Source organism: Aquimarina sp. EL_43, from assembly GCF_943422735.1.
GTDB lineage: Bacteria > Bacteroidota > Bacteroidia > Flavobacteriales > Flavobacteriaceae > Aquimarina > Aquimarina megaterium.
The window spans coordinates 2,871,130-2,891,854 of record NZ_CALSBR010000001.1 but is presented as its reverse complement, the minus strand read 5'-3'; the positions used below and the strand labels follow the sequence as shown (position 1 = coordinate 2,891,854).

The window sequence follows — 20,725 nt, the reverse complement described above, 5'->3', positions numbered from 1 at the left end:
TATTAAGATAGTTTACTTTTTACTATTGTAGAAATTGTTTTTCCATCTGCTTTTCCTGTTAACGCAGCATTTGCCATGCCCATTACTTTACCCATATCTTTCATTCCCTCTGCACCAGTCTTAGCAATAATATCCACTACTATTTTTTCGATCTCTGCTTCGTCTAATTGTTCTGGTAAAAACTGCTCAATCACTTTTGCTTGTGCCAGTTCGGGTGTTGCCAGATCATCTCGTCCTTGTTCTATAAAAATTGCAGCACTATCTTTACGTTGCTTAACTTGTTTTTGCAATAATTTTAATTCCTGATCTTCGGTAAGTTCTTCTTTTGCTCCACTTTCTGTCTGAGCTAATAGAATAGCTGATTTTACAGCACGCAATGATGTCAATGCATTAGTATCTTTAGCTTTCATAGCTTCTTTCATCGCCGTCATTACTTTTTGCTCTAAACTCATGATAATCGATTTTTATCTTTGGATTGCGAAGATAAAAAATAAACCGATAATCTAAGAGTAGATTATCGGTTTAGTTTAAGTATTATGTTTATTTTTTAGATTCTGGCTAAATCCATACTAAGTATAGATGAAGTCCAAGAATTACATATTTATACTTTACAATATTAGTATTCTAATTATCATTCAATTAGTCTACATTATCGTGCAAAAAAGAATTGTTTTTGCGCAATTGTATATCATCATTACTATCGGTCCCTAAAGAAGTTCTTGATAGTCCAGAATCATCTGGTTTAGTATCGACATCGATTCCTGCTCTTTTATAAGCTGGTTCTTTTTCGATATCATCGATATTAGAAGAGTTATTTCTAAACTTATAATTAAATTCCTTCATCTTAGCTCTACGTTCTGCTGCTCTGGCTTTTAGGGTTTCAGAAATAGGCTGATTAACTGGATCTGCATCTTCTACTTTTTCTTCTTCTGGAGTTGGAGCGATCGTTTTCTTTTCTAAAATAACCTCTTCATCTTCTTCTTCCATAACTTCTGCTGGCTGTGCTTCGGTTAATCGTTTTTCTTCCTCCATATAATCCTCTAAACTATACTTACGCACTCCCTCAGATGTGGTTTCTCCAACAGGAACTACTTCTATTGCATCGTTAACCTCTAAATCGAGAATATCATCACTAAGATCAAAAACAATAGGTTGTTCTTCGTCTTCTGCTTTTTGCTCATCGACAGAAGCAGTTGGTATCTTCGTAGGTTCTTCTTCGTTTCCTCCTACAGGCATATCAAAAGCTAGTGCAAACTGATCTTCTTTTTCTGTTTCGGCATTTACTTCTTTTTCATCATTAACTTCTATTTGTTTAATGATATCTTGTGCATTAATAATCACAAAATCATTATCCGAAGAAAAAGAATCTACCACTTCGTAGGATACATCAATATTTTTTAACAGATCTGTTGTAGGTATCAACAAGGAGTCCTCATCTACTTCTTCATCTTCAATTAGTTCGTGCTTTATAATTGGTGGTTCTTCTACTTCTTTTTTCTTTGGTAAAGGAGAACGCATAGGAGTAACATTACCTGTAGATTTAGGAGATAAATCTTGTATTGCAGAACGTTGTTCGTCCTCTAGAGTATGAATTATTTTCTTAGTTTCAGTATTAACAATTTCGTCTTGTTGCTCTACATCAAATCCTGTAGCAATAACAGTTACAGAGATTGCTTCTTCTAGAGATTCATCTTCACCAACTCCCATGATAATATTAGCACCATGACCAGCTTCCTGTTGTATATGATCATTAATCTCACCAATCTCATCGATAGTAATCTCTTCTTTACCAGATACGATTAACAGGAGTACATTTTTAGCACCGGTAATTTTATTATCATTAAGTAAAGGAGAATCTAATGCTTTAACAATAGCATCATGAGCACGTTTATTACCTGAGGCATTAGCAGACCCCATAATAGCTGTACCACTATTGCTTAGTACTGTTTTTGCATCTCGTAAATCTATATTTTGTGTATAGTGATGTGTAATTACTTCTGCTATACCTCGAGATGCGGTGGCAAGAACTTCATCTGCCTTAGAGAACCCAGCTTTAAATCCTAAATTACCATAAACCTCTCTTAGTTTATTATTATTAATAACAACCAAAGAATCTACATGAGCACGAAGTTTCTCTACTCCTAATTGCGCTTGTTCATTACGCATACGGCCTTCGAACTGAAAAGGAATTGTCACAATCCCAACAGTTAAGATATCCAGTTCCTTTGCCATTTTGGCAATGATCGGAGCAGCTCCTGTACCGGTTCCTCCACCCATACCTGCTGTGATAAAGATCATTTTGGTATTGGTATCCAACATTGTTTTTATCTCCTCATAGCTTTCTACAGCAGATTGCTCACCTACTTCTGGGTTCGCTCCTGCCCCCAGTCCTTCGGTTAGTGAAACCCCTAACTGTATTTTATTAGGTATCGGGCTATTTTCTAATGCTTGTGCATCTGTATTACAAATGACAAAATCAACTCCTTTAATTCCTTGCTGGAACATGTGATTAATGGCATTACTACCTCCTCCTCCTACTCCAATAACTTTAATTACATTAGATTGATTTTTTGGTAAATCAAACGAAATGTTTTCGAACTCCTCATTTTTACTCATAATTGCTAATTTTCTGGTTCTCCTACTGTATTTTATATATTTTCACTGTTCAAAAAAATGAACATTACTTAATCTTCTAACTATTCTGCATTATCTAAGAATTCCTTGAATTTCTCTGTCCATTTCTCCAAAATATTCTTTCGCGGTTTTAGATCTACTCTTGGATCTTCTTCTTCAATATTAATATCATTATCTATAGCTGTTGTCTCGTTTTGTCGTGTTGACTGAACGCTTGCAACTTCTTCTTTTTTACTTATTTTCTTTTGTTTCTTAATATGTATTAATCCATCCATTACTAATCCTACAGCAGTTGCATACATAGGACTTGTAGTTTCTGAATCGCTATTTCCTGCCAGGTGTTCATTAGGATATCCAATTCGTGTATCCATACCTGTGATATATTCGACAAGTTGCTTAAGATGTTTAAGTTGTGATCCCCCTCCTGTTAATACAATTCCTGCAATTAGTTTCTTCTTAGGAGATTCATGTCCATAATTTTTGATTTCTAAAAAGACCTGCTCTACAATTTCGACCACTCGTGCATGAATGATTTTAGAGAGGTTTTTTAAAGTGATTTCTTTAGGCTCTCTTCCTCTTAGTCCGGGAATCGAAACAATCTCATTATCTTTATTTTCACCAGGCCAGGCAGATCCAAATTTTATTTTTAGTAATTCTGCTTGTTTTTCGATGATTGAGCATCCTTCTTTAATATCTTCGGTAATTACATTACCTCCAAAAGGAATTACTGCTGTATGACGAATAATTCCATCTTTAAAAATGGCTAAATCTGTAGTACCTCCCCCGATATCAATTAATGCAACTCCTGCCTCTTTTTCTTCCTGGCTTAGCACTGCATTAGCCGATGCCAATGGCTCTAAAGTCACATCTGATAATTCTAATCCTGCGCTTTTAACACATCGCCCTATATTACGAATAGAAGTCACTTGCCCGACTACTACATGAAAATTAGCTTCTAATCTTCCTCCATACATCCCCACCGGTTCTTTTATTTCGGCTTGCCCATCTACTTTATATTCTTGCGGTAATACATGTAAAATCTCCTCACCAGGTAACATCACTAATTTATGTACCTGATTGCATAATTTTTCAATATCATCTTCGTCTATTACAGCATCTGCATTAGGTCTGGTGATATAATCACTATGTTGTAAACTACGAATATGCTGACCTGCAATCCCAACCGTTACATCATTAATTTTTAATCCCGAAACACTTTCTGCTTCCTGAATTGCTTGTTGTATTGATTGAATTGTTTGCGTTATGTTATTAACTACACCGCGGTGTACCCCCAAACTTTTGGATTTGCCAATTCCCAATACCTCCATCTTTCCGTACTCATTATATTTCCCTACCATGGCAACAATCTTAGTTGTTCCTATGTCTAGTCCTACCGCTATTTCATTTACTTCTCTTTCCATATTGGTATTATTTTATTGTACACACCACTTGATTACTAAATTGCAAACTGACTTTTTTATATTTTTCAAGACTTTTATCTCTCAATGCTTTTTGATAAAATGCTTTAAAGTTTCTGATTTTATTATCTAAATTTTCTATTTTTCCAAAAACTAATTTAAACGAGTACACTCGCAACTCTAGTTCATAATTTCCTTCAACATTAAGGTAAACCCCTACAATATGTTTTTTTAAAAATTCATCTTCCTGAATTTTTTTTAATAAAGGGAAAACCTGAATAACTTCTCGTTCTGATACATTATGTACTATTGGCACATGAGCCGAATAACTATCAGACAAAGGCATCGTATTTCCCGTAACATCAACATAAAAAGGAGTAACCGCATTAACCCTAGCAATTGGGGTGCGTTGCTTGATTCTCGCCCTAAGTTCTCCATTTACAGTAAGATACACATCAGAATGCTCTATCATTTTATGTGCATCGAGCTTTTGTTCTACAGTATTCAAAACTAAAATTTCTTTACCCACGTTCGTAACTCTGTCCTGATTTTGTATTAACAATTTATTAACCGTTACTTCATCTACATAAGGATCTTGTTCTTCAACAAATTCTATGAGGACTTCATTAATCTTTCGTTGCTCATTACGTTTACTGGCAAAAGCAAAAAGAACCACCATTAAAATGAGCAGACCGCTAAATTTTAAATATGTCAAAACCCTTCTTTTCATACTAACAAAGCTTCCTTTATACGATATACTTCTTCTCCAATATCTCCTGCCCCAATAGTTAACACTACCTCGGCATTACTATCTACTATTGCTTCAATCAAATTATTTTTTTGTATTAGTTTTTTATCTTTTGCATCTATCATGCTTAATAACCAATCCGAGGTTATACCCTCGATAGGTAATTCTCTTGCTGGATAGATATCTAAAAGCAATAATTGATCAAACTGACTGAGGCTCTGCGCAAAATCTGCTGCAAAATCTCTGGTTCTACTATACAAATGCGGTTGAAAAATGGCGAGTATTTTTTTACCAGGATGCATCTCTCTCACCGCCTGATGCAACGCATTAATTTCTGTAGGGTGATGTGCGTAATCATCTACATACACCAGGTCATTCGTTTTAATCTGGTAACTAAACCTTCTTTGCACGCCTTTAAAAGAAAATAAAGCCTTTGCCAAAGGTCCGGTCGGGGAGCCGTAAAGCATCGCTATAGCAAAGGCTGTAATAGCATTTAACAAGTTGTGTCTACCTGGCAGGTTTAAATGCAAATCTTTAATATAATTATGTGGTGTTTTTAAATCAAAAACATAGGTTCCATTATCTATTTTTATATTTTGAGCACAGTAATCCGAGTCATCTTCGATTCCAAAAGTGATACCCGAAAGAGGCAACCCATTACGTACCAAAAGATGATCCTTTGCTCTAGAAGAAAATTCAACAAACGACTCTTCTAATGCATTAGCTTTTTCATAAATATCCAGGTGATCTGCATCCATCGAAGTAATTCCTGCTATATCCGGATATAATTGCAAAAACGATCTATCAAATTCGTCTGCCTCTACCACCACCACTTCATTTCCTTCTAATACAAGATTAGAATTATAATTTTCACTTATCCCTCCCAAAAAAGCAGTCACTTTTGCTCCGCTTTCTTTAAGTAAATGTGCAAGAATAGCTGTTGTTGTAGTCTTTCCGTGTGTTCCTGCCACTGCAAGCGTATATGTATCTTTTGTAATAATTCCTAAAACTTCTGCCCTCTTCTTGATCAAAAATCCATTGCTCTGTACATACACATACTCTTTATGATCTTTTGGGATAGCGGGAGTATACACAATTAACGTATTCTCAGTATTTAAAAATGGCTTAGGAATATGATCAACATTATCTTCAAAATGAATAGGAATTTCTAATGCTGTTAGATCAGAAGTAATCTGACTAGGAGTTTTATCATATCCTGCTACATTTTTACCTAGGAATTTAAAATATCGGGCAAGAGCACTCATACCGATACCACCAATACCGATAAAATATATATTTTGTATGTTCTCTAAACCTTTGTTCATTGTATGCTTCTAATTTCTTACTGCTTTATTTTGCATTAATTTTTCAATCTCATCTACTATATCGGATGTAGCATTAGGCAAGGCTAATTCTTTTATTCCTTCAGAAAGTTTGGCTTGTACATTTTCTGAATCTAATAATTCTGAAATCGTATACTCAAACTTATTATCGAGTTCGCTCTCCTTTAACATTACAGCTCCATTTTTATCGACAATCGCCTTAGCATTTTTGGTTTGATGATCTTCGGCTACATTTGGCGAAGGGATAAATAATGTTGGCTTAGCAACAATACATAATTCTGAAACCGAACTTGCACCAGCTCTTGATATAATAACATCTGCAGCTGCGTATGCCAAATCCATAGTGTCTAAAAACTCATGTACCTGCACATCTTTTTGATCTGTATATTGCTTATAATCTGAATAGTACAGTTTACCACATTGCCAAAGTAACTGAACCTCTTTTCCTGCAAAAAAATCAAGTTCTTTTTCGACTAATTGATTAATTCTTCTAGCTCCTAAGCTTCCTCCAATCACCAAAATTGTTTTCTTTTCTGGGTCTAAGGTATATTTTTCAATTGCCTGGTCTCTCTTTTCGTTGGTATTTAGCAAATCCTGACGAACAGGGTTTCCAGTTTTTATGATTTTATTCTTCGGAAAAAACTTTTCCATATTATCATAAGCAACACAAATCTTGCTCGCTCCTTTTGATAACCATTTATTAGTAATTCCCGGAAACGAATTCTGTTCCTGAAGCACGGTTGGAATCTTTCTTGAATTTGCTATTTTTAATAATGGTCCACTTGCAAATCCCCCAGTTCCTATCACTACATCTGGATTATATTTTTTTATAATTTTTCTGGATTTCCACAAACTACTTAATAGCTTTATCGGAAATAACAAATTACTCAACGTTAGCTTTCTTTGAATACCACTAATCCACAATCCCTTAATTTCATATCCTGCTTGCGGTACTTTTTGCATCTCCATACGATCCTTTGCTCCTACAAACAAAATAGAAGTATCTGGGTATCTGTCACGTATTTCATTAGCAATAGCTATTGCAGGATAGATATGTCCTCCTGTACCTCCTCCAGATAATATGATTCTTAGCTTTTTGCTCATAAAACTTCACTCAAAACCTCTAAAGGGTCTTCTTCTTTTTCTTTTATTCGTTCTTCTTCTATACTAGTTTCTCTTTTACTACTTACACTTAATACAATACCAATTGCCAGGCAGGTCATCCAAATTGATGTTCCTCCGCTACTAATAAGCGGAAGTGTTTGTCCTGTTACCGGAAACAACTCTACAGCAACCGCCATATTTATGAACGCCTGAAAAACAATAGGTAAGCCAACACCCATCACTAATAGCTTACCAAAAATATCTGCGCTTTTGTGGGCAACAATCACCAACCTCAATAATAACAATATGTATAATAACATTAGAAAAACTCCTCCAACAAAACCCCATTCTTCAATAATAATTGCATAAATAAAATCTGATGATGACTGTGGCAAAAAGTTTCTCTGTACACTTTTACCAGGCCCTGTACCAATAACTCCTCCTCTGGCAATTGCAATTTTTGCACGTTCTATCTGATAATCTTCCTGAGTATCCTTTTTATCTGTAAAATTTTCTATTCTACTTACCCAAGTATCTACCCTATTTGGAAAAACTCCCGGAAATGCCTTTGCAAACAAAATGAAAAAAGTAAGTATCAAAAGCCCGGATCCTAAGATCACCGAAATATATTTTAGCGGATACCCTCCTAGAAATACCAAAACAATAACCATTGAAAATATGATTGCTGCAGTAGAAAAATTGGCAGGCAAAATCAACATTAGTACCAAAAACACGGGTAACCACAATGGTAGCAATGTTTCCTTAAAAGTAACAGCTTTATCTTTAATTTTTGAAAGATATCTAGCTACATAAGCCATTAGAACTACTGCTGCCAAAGTAGAAGGCTGAAAACCTACACCTACAAATGGTAAACGAATCCATCTACTTGCGTTTGTCCCTCCGCCTGTTGTATTCTGCGCCAATGTGATTAACAACAGTACAATCACCATTGGTATCATGATAATAGAAAGCCCTTTAAAATAATGATGAGGTATTTTATGTACACCATACATGATCAAAAATCCCAAAACCAGATGAGCAAAATGTTTAATCAAAAATCTAAAAGTATCTCCATCACCACCATACAAATATGCCAAATTACTACTAGCGCTATATACAGGTAGGAACGAAAACAGTGCCAACAAAGCTGCTACCGCCCAGATCGCCTTATCCCCTTTTATATTTGCTAATACTTTGGTCATTCTACTATTATTTTTCTGTTTTTTTATTACAATTCTCTTACTGCTTCTTTAAACTGCCTCCCTCTTTCTTCGTAGTTTTTAAATAAATCAAAACTTGCACATGCTGGAGACAACAGTACATTTTCATTTCTCTCAGCTATTTTATACGCCATATTTACAGCTTCTTTCATCGATTGTGTTTCTATAATATTATCAACACAATTCCCAAATGCATTAATAATCTTGGAGTTGTCTACTCCTAAACAAATAATAGCCTTTACTTTTTCATTAACCAGTGAATACAATTCTGTATAATCATTTCCTTTGTCTACTCCACCAACAATCCAAACTGTTGCCGATTTCATAGCATCCAAAGCATAAAAAGTAGCATTTACGTTTGTCGCTTTAGAATCATTAATGTATTGCACATTATTAATCTTTAATACATCTTCTAATCTATGTTCTACGCCATGAAAGTTTTCTAGGCACTCTCTAATGGTCGCTTTTCTAATTTTTAACAATTGTGATACTGTAGCGGCGGCCATAGCGTTTTTTACATTGTGATTTCCTTTTAATGCTAAATTTGTTGTTGGCATGATTACTTTGTTGTTATCTATTATTATTGTTATATTTTCTTCTTCTAAATATGCTCCATTTTCTACCTTTTTGGTCAATGAAAAAGGCAGTAACTTTGAACGAACGGGATGTTGTTTTAAATATTCTGTTATTACTGTATCGTCTGCATCATAAATGAAATAATCATTTTCATTTTGGTTCATTGCAATTCTAAACTTTGATGCGATATAGCTCTCAAACTGATATTCATATCGATCCAAATGATCTGGAGTAATATTTGTAAGAACAGCAATATGAGGAGCAAAATCCTCTATTCCATCTAACTGAAAACTACTTAGTTCGAGCACATAAAAAGGAGCATCATTTTCGGCTACTTGTTTTGCAAAACTATCCCCTATATTGCCTGCCATATTGGCTTTTAAACCACCATTCTGAAGTACATAATGTGTAAGCATTGTAGTTGTAGTTTTTCCATTACTTCCAGTAATACCCACAATCTGAGCGGCTGTGTACTTTGCAGCAAATTCTATCTCAGACACTACGGGAATTCCTTTTTTATACAGCTTTGCTATTAATGCTACTTTATCAGGAATTCCAGGGCTTTTCATAACGATATCTGCATTCAGAATTTTAATTTCTGTATGCTCTTGTTCTTCCCATTCAATTTCAAAATTTCTAAGAACTTCTTTATATTGATCTGTAATTATCCCTTTATCCGAAACAAAAACATCGAATCCTTCTTTTTTACCCAGAATAGCAGTTCCTACTCCACTTTCTCCTGCTCCCAGCACTACCAGCCTTTTCATACTACCTAACTTTTAATGTAATCACTGCTATGATTGCCATAAAAATGCCGACAATCCAGAATCTGGTAACGATCTTACTTTCATGTATTCCTTTTTTTTGATAGTGATGATGTAATGGAGACATTAGAAAAATCCTTCTTCCTTCTCCATGTTTCTTTTTGGTATATTTAAACCAACTCACCTGCATCATTACTGATACGGTTTCAATAAAAAAGATGCCACATAAAATTGGGATCAAAAATTCTTTACGTATTGCAATTGCTATCACTGCTATTATTCCTCCAATAGTAAGACTACCTGTATCCCCCATAAACACCTGAGCCGGATACGTATTATACCATAGAAACCCTACTAATGCTCCTGCAAATGCAGTAATATAGATGGTCATTTCTCCAGAATTTGGGATATACATCACATTGAGATAGTCTGAAAAAATAATGTTACCAGACACCCATGCAAAAAGAGCTAATGTTAACACCATTATTGCAGATGAGCCTGCTGCAAGGCCATCAATCCCATCGGTTAGATTTGCTCCATTTGATACTGCCGTAACAATAAAAATGACAATAGGTATAAAAATTAACCAAGCATATTTTTCCATTTCAGGACTAATCCAGGTAATCAAATCTGAATAGTCAAACTCATTATTTTTAAAAAAAGGTATGGTAGTTTTTGTAGATTTTATAGCAGGATTAAAATCAGACACCTCTTCTCCTGTATTTACAACTTGCTCTGTTTCTGATTTTACTTTTTCTTCTTTGATAGTAATATCATTATGAAAATACATTGTACATCCTACAATAAGTCCAAGTCCAACCTGTCCTATTATCTTAAATTTTCCTGCCAGTCCTTCTTTATCTTTTCTTTTTATTTTTAAGTAATCATCTGTAAAGCCAATAACTCCCATCCATAATGTAGTAACGATCAATAAGATTACGTATATATTATCAAGCTTAGCAAACAGTAATACAGGTACTAGAGTTGCCAAAATAATAATGATCCCTCCCATGGTTGGTGTACCAGCTTTTTCGGCTTGACCATCCAGACCTAGCTCACGAATGCTTTCTCCCATCTGTTTCTTTCTAAGAAAATTTATGATTCGTTTACCATAAATTGTAGAGATCAATAGCGACAAAATAATTGCCATTGCTGCCCTAAAAGTGATAAACTGAAACAACGTCGCCCCGGGGAACTGGTATTCGTTTTCCAAATATTCGAATAGATAGTATAGCATAAGTTACTACCTCTAACTCTTTTTTAAGAGAGTAAAGGATTTATTTATTTAGTTTTTTTAGTTCTTGTTTGACAATTTCAAAATCATTAAAATCGGTTCGTTCTCCATTAATTTCCTGATAGGTTTCATGTCCTTTACCAGCAATAAGAATGATATCATCTTTATTTGCTAATTGGCATGCAGTTTTAATAGCTTGTTTCCTGTCTGTAATTGATAGTGTTTTTTTATAATCCTGCGGCTCCACCCCTTTCTCAATATCTTCTATAATCTGATCTGGATTTTCTGTTCTGGGATTATCACTTGTGAAAATTGTTTTATTACTAAGTCTTGCTGCAATGTTTCCCATCACAGGTCGTTTCATTTTATCTCTATCACCACCACATCCTACAACCGTAATCAATGTTTCATTATTAGTTCGAATATCATTAATAGTCTCTAACACATTTTTTAATGCATCGGGTGTATGAGCATAATCAACTATTGCTGTAATTTTTTCATCAGAGATCAGATATTGAAATCTACCACTTACACTTTGCAAGTCGCTTAATAGTTGAAGGGTTTCTAAGGTTTCAAGTCCTAATAATTCGGCCGTACCAAAAATTGCCAGTAGATTGTATGCATTAAAACTACCTATTAATTTTGCCCATACTTCATGATCATTCAACTTTAGCAATAACCCTTCTAGACTACTTTCTAAAATTTGGCCTCTATAATCGGCATAGGATTTTAAAGCATAAGTATGCTGTTTTGCTTTAGTATTTTGAATCATAAAACTTCCGTTTTTATCATCTTTATTAACCAATGCAAAAGCGTTTGCCGGCAATTCATCAAAAAATGTTTTCTTTACATCACGATATTCTTTGAATGTATTGTGATAATCTAAATGATCATGAGACAGATTCGTAAAGATTCCTCCGGCAAAATCTAATCCTTCTGTACGTTTTTGATGTATCCCATGAGAACTAACTTCCATAAAACAGTATTCTACCCCTGCAATATTCATTTCTTTGAGGTAGTAGTTAATAGTTAAAGAATCTGGAGTCGTATGTGTCGCATTATACACCTTGGTATCTACTACAACTTTTACTGTAGACAACAAGCCTACTTTAAACCCCGCTTTCTTAAAAAGCTGATACAATAAAGTTGCAATTGTTGTTTTACCATTGGTACCTGTCACTCCAACTAATTTTAGATTTCCGGAAGGAGAGTCATAATAATTAGACGCCATAATTGCCAATGCAGATTGCGTATCTTCGACCTCTACATAGGTTATACCACTAACTGCAATATTCGGAACCTTTTCGCAGATCACAACCAGAGCTCCTCGATCAACGGCTTTCTCTATAAAATCGTGACCATCTGAAACAGAACCTCTAATAGCTACAAATACATCATCTTGCTCGACTTTTCTTGAGTCGAATTCAATCTTATTAATGCTCATTGTTGTATTACCAACTACGGCATTAATCGATACCTTATATAGAATGTCTTTTAACTCTATCACGATAATTCTAATCTCACTGTTTGGTTTATCTTTACTTTAGTTCCTGGTTCTATAGATTGTTTTTTCACTCTTCCTGATCCTTTTAATTCGACTTTCAGTCCCATATTTTCTAAAAGAGAGATCACATCCATGGCTGGCATACCTGTTACATTAGGCATTATAGTCTTGTATTTTTGAGCATTCTGATAATACTTCTCATAACTATTTACAACTGATTTACTTTCGACAACAGCATAAGATACTTCATCAATTACAGGTATATCGTTATATATTTTTGTAGCAATGGTTTTGAACACCGGAGCAGCAACTTCACTACCATAATATCCTTTTTTCTTATTTGGTTTATGCACCACTACAATGCAAGAATAAATAGGTTTATCAGATGGAAAATAGCCCGCAAAAGATGATATGTATTCGCGTTCTTTGTCTTTTCCATAATTTCCCCAACATGTGCCTGTTTTGCCTGCAATACCAAAATTATTAGTACGGATATTATCTGCTGTTCCTCTCTTAACCACATTCTTCATCATCTCCTGAACAATTTTTGCAGTTTCTTTAGAACATATTGTTGGATTAAGAATTTCTTTATCAAATCTCTCCCTGGTTTTATCCCATGTTTTGACTTCTTTAATAAATCTAGGTTTTACCATTTCGCCATCATTAGCGATTGCATTATAAAAAACCAATGTTTGTAATGGCGTAATTGCAACACCATAGCCATGTGCCATCCATGGCAATGTGGTTCCGTACCAATCTTTATCTCCTGGATAAGGGATTTTGGGTTTTCCTTCTCCTTTAATTGCCAATCCAAGTGTTTCTCCAAGCCCCATATTAATTAACCGATCTACAAACTTCCTGGGATTATCTTTATAGTTTTCATTAATCATCTTAGCAAAAGCAGTATTCGATGATAACTCAAATGCTTTTGCCGCAGATATTTTTCCATATCCTCCCCATTTAGAATCTTTTACAATTCTATCATAAAACTTTACACGACCATTTTCGGTATCCACCACATAACTCGAATCAATAACTCTGTCCTCTAAAGCAGCAACCATTGTCATTAATTTAAATGTAGACCCTGGTTCATGAGATTCTCCAACAGCATAATTAAGTTTCTCATAATATTTCCCTGCATTCGTACGTCCCAGATTGGAGATCGCTTTTATCTCTCCTGTTTTAGTTTCCATAACTACTACAGTACCATGCTCTGCTTCAAATGTTTCAAGCTGGGCTAGTAATGCGTGATGTGCTATATCTTGTATATTTACATCAATGGTAGAAACAACATCATACCCATCTTGTGGCTCTACTTCATTAGCATCCCCTATAGGTTTCCATTGATTTTTTGCTATCTTTTGTTTTTTTCGTTTTCCTTCTTTCCCTCTTAAAAACGGCCCATAAGCTCCTTCCAAACCTACTCTGGTATAGTACCCTTGCTCATCCCTTCTTTCATATCCAACAGTACGCTCAGCTATTTTTCCTATAGGATGTTCTCTTACCGTGCGCTGCTCTACTATTAACCCTCCTCGATTAGCTCCATATTCGAACAAAGGGAACTTTTTAACTCTCATATACTGAGAATACCCTAAATTTCTTCGCAACAACAAATATCTGTTTCTATTCGCTCTTGCGGTTCTTATAATTTTGTCATAGTATGAAACTGGTTTTCCAAATTCTTTAGATAATGCTTCGCAAAGTGGTTTAATATGTGCTCTAAAATCTTTATCATTAACTGCCAATGCATCAAATCGTATATCATATTTAGGAACAGATGTTGCTAAAAGGTTTCCCTTACTATCATACAGGTTACCTCTGTTCGCAGGAATATCAAAGGTTTTAAAAACCCGTTCCTGAGCTTTCTTACGATACATATCTCCTTCTACAAACTGTATATTTACCAACTTAGCCAATACTGCTATTGCAAAGATGAACATACACGCTGCTATGAAATACAATCGGTTTAATATGTTTTTTTCTTTTATTGCCAACAGCTTACTTTTTTACTATTATTTTTCTTGGAGGCCTTTCGGGCCGTTTTAGCCCTTTTTGCGTCATCTTTTTTATTATTGATGACTCCATCTTCAATCTCATCAATTCGGTTTTTCCATCTACAAAATGTGTCCTTAATTCTCTAACTTCATTATTCAATCTAGCAATCTCATGCACCTTACTCTCTGCATTATGTGAACTTGCAATCATTATTATTGCCAAAAAAGAAAGAAACAATAACATTCTCCAATTTTTCATTGCATCATCTGCAATAAGAAACTTACCTTTTAATATGTCATAAATTGTCTGCTTCAAATTCTTTCGGCTATTCTCAATTTAGCACTTCGTGCTCTATTATTTTCTTTAACTTCTTCTTCATCTGGAACTATCAATCCACCTACTTTTTTAAAAGGTACGGACACGTTACCATATATATCTTTTTCTGGCTCTCCTTCAAACATCCCGCTACGTATAAATCTCTTCACCAATCTATCTTCTAAAGAATGATAAGAGATCAGGCTAATTCTTCCTTCGACATCCAAAAGCTCTGTTGTTTGTATCAAAAACTCTTTAAGAGCTTCAATCTCCTGATTTACTTCGATTCTAATCGCTTGATATATCTGTGCCAGTATCTTATGTTCTTTATGCTTTGGTAAAAACGGCCTAAGCACTTCTTTTAATTCTACACTGGTTCTTAAACTCTCTTCTTTTCTGGCTCCAACTATTGCTCTTGCTAGCTTAGGAGCATTTCTCAATTCTCCATATTGCAAAAACATCATTCTTAAATCGGACTCATCATATTCATTGATTACATGATAAGCCGATATTTCTCTGTTTTGATTCATTCTCATATCCAGATCTGCTTCAAACCTAGTAGAAAAGCCCCTATCTGCTACATCAAATTGATGTGAAGAAACCCCAAAATCCCCCAAGATTCCATCTACTTTTCTAACCCCATAGAATCGTAGAAATCGTTTAATAAACCTAAAGTTTTCGTTTATTAAGGTAAATCGATCATCATCAATCGCATTCTCTAAAGCATCCTGATCCTGATCAAAAGCAAACAATTTGCCTTCTGGCCCCAATCGCTTCAGAATTTCACTAGAATGACCTCCTCCCCCAAATGTGACATCGACATAAATCCCATTTGGTTTTACTGCTAATCCATCTACCGTTTCTTTAAGTAAAACCGGGTTATGATATTCCATCTCTTTCATTTTTTCTTTTCTAGTTTTAATAGTCTAAATAAAAGCTAAACCTCTACTAATCTTTGTCAGAATAAGCGTTTTAACTTCTATCAATTCTATCAATCATGATCTATTTCGTCATCAAAACCCATTACCTCTTCTGCCAAATCTGCAAAATCAACAGCTGCATCATCAATTGCCTTTTCATATTGATCTTTGTCCCAAATCTCTATAATATTTACGGCAGATGACAACACCAGATCCTTAGTAATCCCTGCGAAGCCAACCAGATCTTTTGGAATCAAAAGTCGACCAGCTGCGTCAATTTCAACTACTTTTACACCAGCAGTAAATTTTCTGATGAAATCATTATTTTTCTTTTTAAAGCGGTTGAGTTTATTAATTTTTTGCATCAAAAGATTCCATTCTGCCATTGGATACAACTCCAAACAAGATTGAAAAACAGCTCTTTTTAATACAAATCCATCTTGTAGCACCGGCGAGAGTTGCTTCTTAAAAGCCACAGGCATCATCAGACGTCCCTTAGCGTCTGCCTTACACTCGTATGTGCCGATTAGATTTACCACTTTTATTTCCCTAAACGTTTAATTAGTCAAATATATTGAAAAAATTACCACTTTTTACCACAATTTACCACATTGTTAATAAATTGTCTTCTAAACAGTAAAGCCACAACTACTAAAAACTTTAAGATTTTGTTTATCAGCACACTACGGTAACACTTGTGAATTCTTGGTTTCACCTAATTTGAGATAGAAATAATAGGTCGCAAAAAAAAATATAAAAAATCATTCTGTAGTATTAATAAAAAATCCCAAAACTAATTATGAAAATGCTATATTTGCTTTTAATTCTTGTAAGAAGTATTAATGAAGCACGAATTAAAAAAAGACGGAAAATTTAGTTATCTAGATTTAGGGGAAGGCACACCAATCATCATTTTACACGGATTGATGGGTGGTTTGAGTAATTTTGAAGGTGTTAGTTCTTACTTCCCTGAACACGGATATAAGGTACTGATTCCAGAGCTCCCTGTATACACTTTACCATTACTAAAAACCAAAGTTAGTACCTATGCCAGGTACCTTAAAGATTTTATAGATCACTTAGGATATGGTGATAAAGAAGTTATACTTCTAGGTAATTCTCTAGGGGGACACATTGCACTTTTATGCACCAAAATGTTTCCCGAAAAAGTAAAAGGTTTGGTCATAACCGGAAGTTCTGGCCTTTATGAAAGTGCCATGGGAGAGAGTTACCCGAAACGAGGTGACTATGAATACATTAAAGCTAAAGCAGAAAATGTATTCTATGATCCCGAAATTGCTACCAAAGAAATTGTAGATGAAGTATACGCTACTGTTAATGATCGAAATAAATTAATTAGAACTCTTGCAATTGCAAAGAGTGCTATTCGACATAACATGGCAAAAGATTTGCCAAACATGAATACCCCAACTTGTATTATTTGGGGGAAAAATGATAATGTTACTCCTCCAGAAGTTGCAGATGATTTTAATCGTTTATTACCTGATTCTGATTTATACTGGATTGACAAATGTGGTCATGCTGCTATGATGGAGCATCCCGAAGAATTTAATCGTCTACTATACAATTGGTTACAAGAACGTAACTTCTAATCATAATTGATTTGATACTATGAAGATTAGTAGCGCTGAATTTGTAATGAGTAATAGCGATGTTGCCAAATGTCCTAAAGATAAACTCCCTGAATACGCATTCATAGGCAGATCTAATGTTGGCAAGTCCTCATTAATCAACATGCTTACTACTCGCAAAAGTCTTGCTAAAACATCTGGAAGACCGGGAAAAACGCAGTTGATTAATCATTTTATTATCAATAAGACTTGGTTTTTGGTTGATTTACCAGGATATGGATATGCAAGAGTATCTAAGTCTTCAAAAAAAGTATTTCAGAAATTTATTACTGCGTACTTCTCTAAACGCATACAATTAGTTAGCGCTTTTGTTTTAGTGGATTGCCGTCATGAACCACAAAAAATAGACCTTGAGTTTATGCAATGGTTGGGCGAAAACCAAATACCATTTTCTATTATTTTTACAAAAGCCGATAAGCTTTCAAAAAATAAGTTGCCCGCTCAAATAAATGCTTACACTGAAGAAATGCTCAAATATTGGGAAGAAATGCCTAATTATTTTATCACCTCATCTTCTTCTGGGCTAGGCAAAGAAGATGTTCTTAACTACATAGCAGAAATTAATTCGCAGCTTAAAAAATCTTAGCTCATTTTCTTTTTCAGAAATTCTATCAATTCTTCTACAGAGTTTAAAGATGATATCTCTTTTGAATCAAATAGTACATCGATCTTTTCTCCTTGCTTTTGAAAAATAACAGGAAAACCAAAATTCTTATCTTCTAGATAGGAATACATTCTCAAAAACTCATCTTTATACATAAAAACAAATTTATAATTTGAATTTTCTCTAAAACTCTTCCATACCTTTTTTTCAGAAAAATTACCATGAGTAAGACTACAAAGATCACATGAATATGTAGTCGGACTTATAATTTTATGAAGGTTATCAAAATATTTATTCCAAATATCTGATTTTGCATTATATACAAAATACAAGGTTTTTTTCAATGTTTAGATTTTGACATTAAGTCAACATATTTGACAAAACATTTCAAAAAAGTACAGTACTATTTTTGCTTAAGATCTAGTTTTTCGGCAAAATAATCACAAAAATCTTTCATGGTTGCCGACATTTTTTCATCTTGTGTAGCTCGATAAAAAGTATCACTCATAGCAACTAATGTTTGATGAAAAAAGATCTTCATTTCATCTACAGGCATATCTTTGGTCCATAAATCAATACGAAGGCTTTCCTTATTTTTACTATTCCATACAGACAGAAGCATTGCTTTGGTTTCTTCGTTCTCTACTCCGCCATCTTTTGCCGTCCATTTTAATTTTTCTGGAATCCTGTTTTCATCTAGCTCTATATCTATTTTTATTTCTGACTTATAATTATTTGCCATTATCTTTCGGGTTTATATTTTGATCTGTTAAAAATCGTTTCGGCATCTGCCACTATTAATTGCCGCAAAGATACATTGTTATTTTTCATATACGAAGCTACAATTCTCCATCCTATAAATTGTCCAATTCTATCTGGTGCTTCTTTATCAATTTCTTCTAAATAAAATTTTGAAAAAGGTCCGGGATACAAAAATCTAGGCATGAGAGTGCTGTCTGTACTGTATAATAGTTGGCGATCTACGAAATACCTCCATATTTCCTCTTCATTGGCTTTTGCCCACGCATATTGCTCCTCTGTATACCCTATTTTTCTGGCATCGCTAAAATCTGGTAAGAGTAAATTTTTAAGATATAGCTCTTTCCCAAAAGAAACAAGATTACCTAAAAACGTTCTATCTCTAATAGGCCCTATCTGGTTTTTAGCATACATAGACGCTACCTCTGGCACTATATATTGTCTGTCAAAATGCTGTCTTAAGTATTTTTGTATCCCTTCATAAAAATGATGGTCCTTACCTAAATATGTATCCAAGGAAATAATAAGTAACCCTTTTGAAAGCACCACTTTATTATGATAATCTACATCATTAGTAATTGTAACCACTCTAGGTTCTTTAATTTCTGGGAAATAATATTTAATATGCTGAAAAAGTGAATGCAGTTCATTTTCCTCAGAAGAAAAATCGGGAAAAGCTTTTTCTACTTCTTTGTTTACTTCTTGTTGTATTGTATCTCGAGACCTTTTGATCCATACACTATCTGCATATTTTTCTGAAAATAAGAAAGGGTATTCTTTTTTTAGATTGGGTAAGTTTTCCTGAGTCATTTCTGCAAATAATCGATCAAAACGTTCAATTTTAATATCTACAGGGATTTCAGCAATCTCTTTATCTACTTTATTTTTGCTAGAGCAAGAAAATAATATGCAAAAAACAATGGCTAATTTTAAATACTTAATACTATTCATTCCTAAATTATAATATCTCTCTAAATAATTTCTACTATTCCAGAACGCCATCTTTTTTTATTAATTTTATATTCGCAAAGGTAAGATATCAAATTGCCACAGACAAAGATCGAAATACGAAGTATAAAATTGAAATACTCATCGTATTCGGATTTAAATTAACACTAACAAATAACGAAGAATGCAAACAGAAAAAGTAATTGATCATATCGTAAACTGGTTAAAAGAATACGCTACTAATGCAAACATAGAAGGTTTTGTTATTGGTGTAAGTGGGGGGATTGATAGTGCTGTTACTTCTTCTTTATGTGCAAAAACAGGATTAAAAACGCTTTGTGTAGAAATGCCTATTCACCAAGCCCAGAGTCAGGTAACAAGAGCCCAGGAGCATATTGCCCAATTAAAAGAGAGGTTTCCTAATGTTTCTGATATGAGAGTTGATCTAACTCCCGTTTTTGAAGAATTTAAATCTGTTGTTCCGAAGACAGCGCCAAGTGCACAACTTGATCTGTCATTAGCAAATACTAGAGCTCGATTAAGAATGTCTACATTATATTATTTTGCTGGTTTATACAAATATCTAGTTGCGGGAACAGGTAATAAGGTTGAAGATTTTGGAGTTGGCTTTTACACCAAATATGGAGATGGTGGCGTAGATTTAAGCCCAATTGCAAATTTGCTAAAAAGTGAAGTATATGCTATAGGAGAAGCTTTAAAGGTACCAAATTCGATACAAGTTGCTCCTCCAACTGATGGATTATTTGGAGATAGCAGAAGTGACGAAGATCAAATTGGTGCAAGTTATGATGAATTAGAATGGGCTATGAAAATGAAAGATGAAGGTAAAAAAATTGATGATTTTAAAGGACGAGAACAAGAGGTTTTTAAAATTTTTATCCGTCTAAATACCGTAAACCAACACAAAATGACCCCTATTCCGGTGTGTAAAATACCCGTTAATCTATTATAATCAACATTTTGTCG

The 20,725-nt window shown here is 34.3% G+C and carries 20 protein-coding genes; 3 read left to right on the top strand and 17 right to left on the bottom strand.

Annotated features, from left to right (window positions below; genetic code table 11):
- Positions 1 to 2: 2 nt before the first annotated feature.
- The 14 genes from NNL09_RS12250 to mraZ all read right to left on the bottom strand — a co-directional run bounded on the left by NNL09_RS12250 (position 3) and on the right by mraZ (position 16,314).
- Positions 3 to 452: a GatB/YqeY domain-containing protein gene (locus tag NNL09_RS12250; RefSeq protein ID WP_025665054.1), complete on the bottom strand. Its 450-nt coding sequence runs from the start codon at positions 450 to 452 to the stop codon at positions 3 to 5.
- Between the two features lie 187 nt (positions 453 to 639).
- Positions 640 to 2,616 carry a cell division protein FtsZ gene (gene ftsZ, locus NNL09_RS12245; protein ID WP_196910805.1) on the bottom strand — a complete coding sequence of 659 codons (1,977 nt, stop codon included), beginning with the start codon at positions 2,614 to 2,616 and terminating at the stop codon, positions 640 to 642.
- An 80-nt stretch (positions 2,617 to 2,696) separates the two neighbouring features.
- Complete coding sequence (ftsA, locus tag NNL09_RS12240) at positions 2,697 to 4,055, bottom strand: cell division protein FtsA (protein WP_196910804.1); 1,359 nt, start codon at positions 4,053 to 4,055, stop codon at positions 2,697 to 2,699.
- 7 nt (positions 4,056 to 4,062) lie between these two features.
- The gene (locus NNL09_RS12235; protein ID WP_254514246.1) at positions 4,063 to 4,767 is read right to left on the bottom strand and encodes a cell division protein FtsQ/DivIB; all 705 of its coding nucleotides are present in this window, start codon (positions 4,765 to 4,767) and stop codon (positions 4,063 to 4,065) included.
- 11 nt (positions 4,768 to 4,778) lie between these two features.
- Entirely contained in the window at positions 4,779 to 6,125 is a 1,347-nt protein-coding gene (gene murC, locus NNL09_RS12230) for a UDP-N-acetylmuramate--L-alanine ligase (protein WP_025665058.1), read from the bottom strand.
- A gap of 9 nt (positions 6,126 to 6,134) precedes the next feature.
- A complete protein-coding gene (gene murG / locus NNL09_RS12225) occupies positions 6,135 to 7,247 on the bottom strand; it encodes an undecaprenyldiphospho-muramoylpentapeptide beta-N-acetylglucosaminyltransferase (RefSeq protein ID WP_025665059.1) in 1,113 nt (370 codons plus the stop codon).
- Positions 7,244 to 8,449 carry an FtsW/RodA/SpoVE family cell cycle protein gene (locus tag NNL09_RS12220; RefSeq protein ID WP_025665060.1) on the bottom strand — a complete coding sequence of 402 codons (1,206 nt, stop codon included), beginning with the start codon at positions 8,447 to 8,449 and terminating at the stop codon, positions 7,244 to 7,246. Before NNL09_RS12220 ends, murG begins: the two co-directional genes overlap by 4 nt.
- A gap of 26 nt (positions 8,450 to 8,475) precedes the next feature.
- Complete coding sequence (murD, locus tag NNL09_RS12215; protein ID WP_196910802.1) at positions 8,476 to 9,810, bottom strand: UDP-N-acetylmuramoyl-L-alanine--D-glutamate ligase; 1,335 nt, start codon at positions 9,808 to 9,810, stop codon at positions 8,476 to 8,478.
- Position 9,811: 1 nt separating this feature from the next.
- Positions 9,812 to 11,044: a phospho-N-acetylmuramoyl-pentapeptide-transferase gene (gene mraY / locus NNL09_RS12210; protein ID WP_025665062.1), complete on the bottom strand. Its 1,233-nt coding sequence runs from the start codon at positions 11,042 to 11,044 to the stop codon at positions 9,812 to 9,814.
- 40 nt (positions 11,045 to 11,084) lie between these two features.
- Positions 11,085 to 12,548, bottom strand: a complete 1,464-nt coding sequence (locus NNL09_RS12205) for a UDP-N-acetylmuramoyl-L-alanyl-D-glutamate--2,6-diaminopimelate ligase (protein WP_196910801.1) — start codon at positions 12,546 to 12,548, stop codon at positions 11,085 to 11,087.
- Entirely contained in the window at positions 12,545 to 14,539 is a 1,995-nt protein-coding gene (locus NNL09_RS12200; RefSeq protein ID WP_025665064.1) for a penicillin-binding protein, read from the bottom strand. Before NNL09_RS12200 ends, NNL09_RS12205 begins: the two co-directional genes overlap by 4 nt.
- A 4-nt stretch (positions 14,540 to 14,543) precedes the next feature.
- On the bottom strand, positions 14,544 to 14,855 hold the full coding sequence (locus NNL09_RS12195) for an FtsL-like putative cell division protein (protein WP_025665065.1): 312 nt from the start codon (positions 14,853 to 14,855) through the stop codon (positions 14,544 to 14,546).
- Positions 14,852 to 15,748, bottom strand: coding sequence for a 16S rRNA (cytosine(1402)-N(4))-methyltransferase RsmH (rsmH, locus tag NNL09_RS12190; protein ID WP_025665066.1), 897 nt, complete (start codon positions 15,746 to 15,748; stop codon positions 14,852 to 14,854). The genes NNL09_RS12195 and rsmH overlap by 4 nt, the downstream gene beginning before the upstream one ends.
- A 98-nt stretch (positions 15,749 to 15,846) precedes the next feature.
- Positions 15,847 to 16,314: a division/cell wall cluster transcriptional repressor MraZ gene (gene mraZ, locus NNL09_RS12185; protein ID WP_025665067.1), complete on the bottom strand. Its 468-nt coding sequence runs from the start codon at positions 16,312 to 16,314 to the stop codon at positions 15,847 to 15,849.
- Between the two features lie 303 nt (positions 16,315 to 16,617).
- On the opposite strand from mraZ, the gene NNL09_RS12180 reads away from it, so the two are divergent.
- The gene (locus NNL09_RS12180; protein WP_025665068.1) at positions 16,618 to 17,388 is read left to right on the top strand and encodes an alpha/beta fold hydrolase; all 771 of its coding nucleotides are present in this window, start codon (positions 16,618 to 16,620) and stop codon (positions 17,386 to 17,388) included.
- A 19-nt stretch (positions 17,389 to 17,407) separates the two neighbouring features.
- Positions 17,408 to 18,013: a ribosome biogenesis GTP-binding protein YihA/YsxC gene (gene yihA, locus NNL09_RS12175; protein ID WP_025665069.1), complete on the top strand. Its 606-nt coding sequence runs from the start codon at positions 17,408 to 17,410 to the stop codon at positions 18,011 to 18,013.
- Here the strand turns inward: yihA and NNL09_RS12170 are convergent.
- Genes NNL09_RS12170 through gldB form a run of 3 tightly spaced genes read right to left on the bottom strand, consistent with a single transcriptional unit; the run spans position 18,010 to position 19,792 of the window.
- A complete protein-coding gene (locus NNL09_RS12170; RefSeq protein ID WP_196910800.1) occupies positions 18,010 to 18,375 on the bottom strand; it encodes a GTPase in 366 nt (121 codons plus the stop codon). The two genes, yihA and NNL09_RS12170, sit on opposite strands and share 4 nt — an antisense overlap.
- A gap of 59 nt (positions 18,376 to 18,434) precedes the next feature.
- On the bottom strand, positions 18,435 to 18,773 hold the full coding sequence (gene gldC / locus NNL09_RS12165; protein ID WP_025665071.1) for a gliding motility protein GldC: 339 nt from the start codon (positions 18,771 to 18,773) through the stop codon (positions 18,435 to 18,437).
- Positions 18,773 to 19,792, bottom strand: a complete 1,020-nt coding sequence (gene gldB, locus NNL09_RS12160; RefSeq protein ID WP_231389201.1) for a gliding motility lipoprotein GldB — start codon at positions 19,790 to 19,792, stop codon at positions 18,773 to 18,775. Before gldB ends, gldC begins: the two co-directional genes overlap by 1 nt.
- Positions 19,793 to 19,922: 130 nt before the next feature.
- Here gldB and nadE point away from each other — a divergent pair, with 130 nt between their 5' ends.
- On the top strand, positions 19,923 to 20,711 hold the full coding sequence (nadE, locus tag NNL09_RS12155) for an NAD(+) synthase (protein ID WP_196910799.1): 789 nt from the start codon (positions 19,923 to 19,925) through the stop codon (positions 20,709 to 20,711).
- Positions 20,712 to 20,725: the final 14 nt, after the last annotated feature.

What these genes read in the sequence shown, in the direction of transcription:
- gldB (WP_231389201.1), bottom strand. Translation starts at nt 19,792, where the DNA reads ATGGCGTTCTGGAATAGTAGAAATTATTTAGAGAGATATTATAATTTA.
- rsmH (WP_025665066.1), bottom strand. Translation starts at nt 15,748, where the DNA reads ATGGAATATCATAACCCGGTTTTACTTAAAGAAACGGTAGATGGATTA.
- nadE (WP_196910799.1), top strand. Translation starts at nt 19,923, where the DNA reads ATGCAAACAGAAAAAGTAATTGATCATATCGTAAACTGGTTAAAAGAA.
- murD (WP_196910802.1), bottom strand. Translation starts at nt 9,810, where the DNA reads ATGAAAAGGCTGGTAGTGCTGGGAGCAGGAGAAAGTGGAGTAGGAACT.
- ftsZ (WP_196910805.1), bottom strand. Translation starts at nt 2,616, where the DNA reads ATGAGTAAAAATGAGGAGTTCGAAAACATTTCGTTTGATTTACCAAAA.
- NNL09_RS12220 (WP_025665060.1), bottom strand. Translation starts at nt 8,449, where the DNA reads ATGACCAAAGTATTAGCAAATATAAAAGGGGATAAGGCGATCTGGGCG.
- ftsA (WP_196910804.1), bottom strand. Translation starts at nt 4,055, where the DNA reads ATGGAAAGAGAAGTAAATGAAATAGCGGTAGGACTAGACATAGGAACA.
- mraY (WP_025665062.1), bottom strand. Translation starts at nt 11,044, where the DNA reads ATGCTATACTATCTATTCGAATATTTGGAAAACGAATACCAGTTCCCC.
- NNL09_RS12250 (WP_025665054.1), bottom strand. Translation starts at nt 452, where the DNA reads ATGAGTTTAGAGCAAAAAGTAATGACGGCGATGAAAGAAGCTATGAAA.
- yihA (WP_025665069.1), top strand. Translation starts at nt 17,408, where the DNA reads ATGAAGATTAGTAGCGCTGAATTTGTAATGAGTAATAGCGATGTTGCC.
- murG (WP_025665059.1), bottom strand. Translation starts at nt 7,247, where the DNA reads ATGAGCAAAAAGCTAAGAATCATATTATCTGGAGGAGGTACAGGAGGA.
- NNL09_RS12180 (WP_025665068.1), top strand. Translation starts at nt 16,618, where the DNA reads ATGAAGCACGAATTAAAAAAAGACGGAAAATTTAGTTATCTAGATTTA.
- gldC (WP_025665071.1), bottom strand. Translation starts at nt 18,773, where the DNA reads ATGGCAAATAATTATAAGTCAGAAATAAAAATAGATATAGAGCTAGAT.
- murC (WP_025665058.1), bottom strand. Translation starts at nt 6,125, where the DNA reads ATGAACAAAGGTTTAGAGAACATACAAAATATATATTTTATCGGTATT.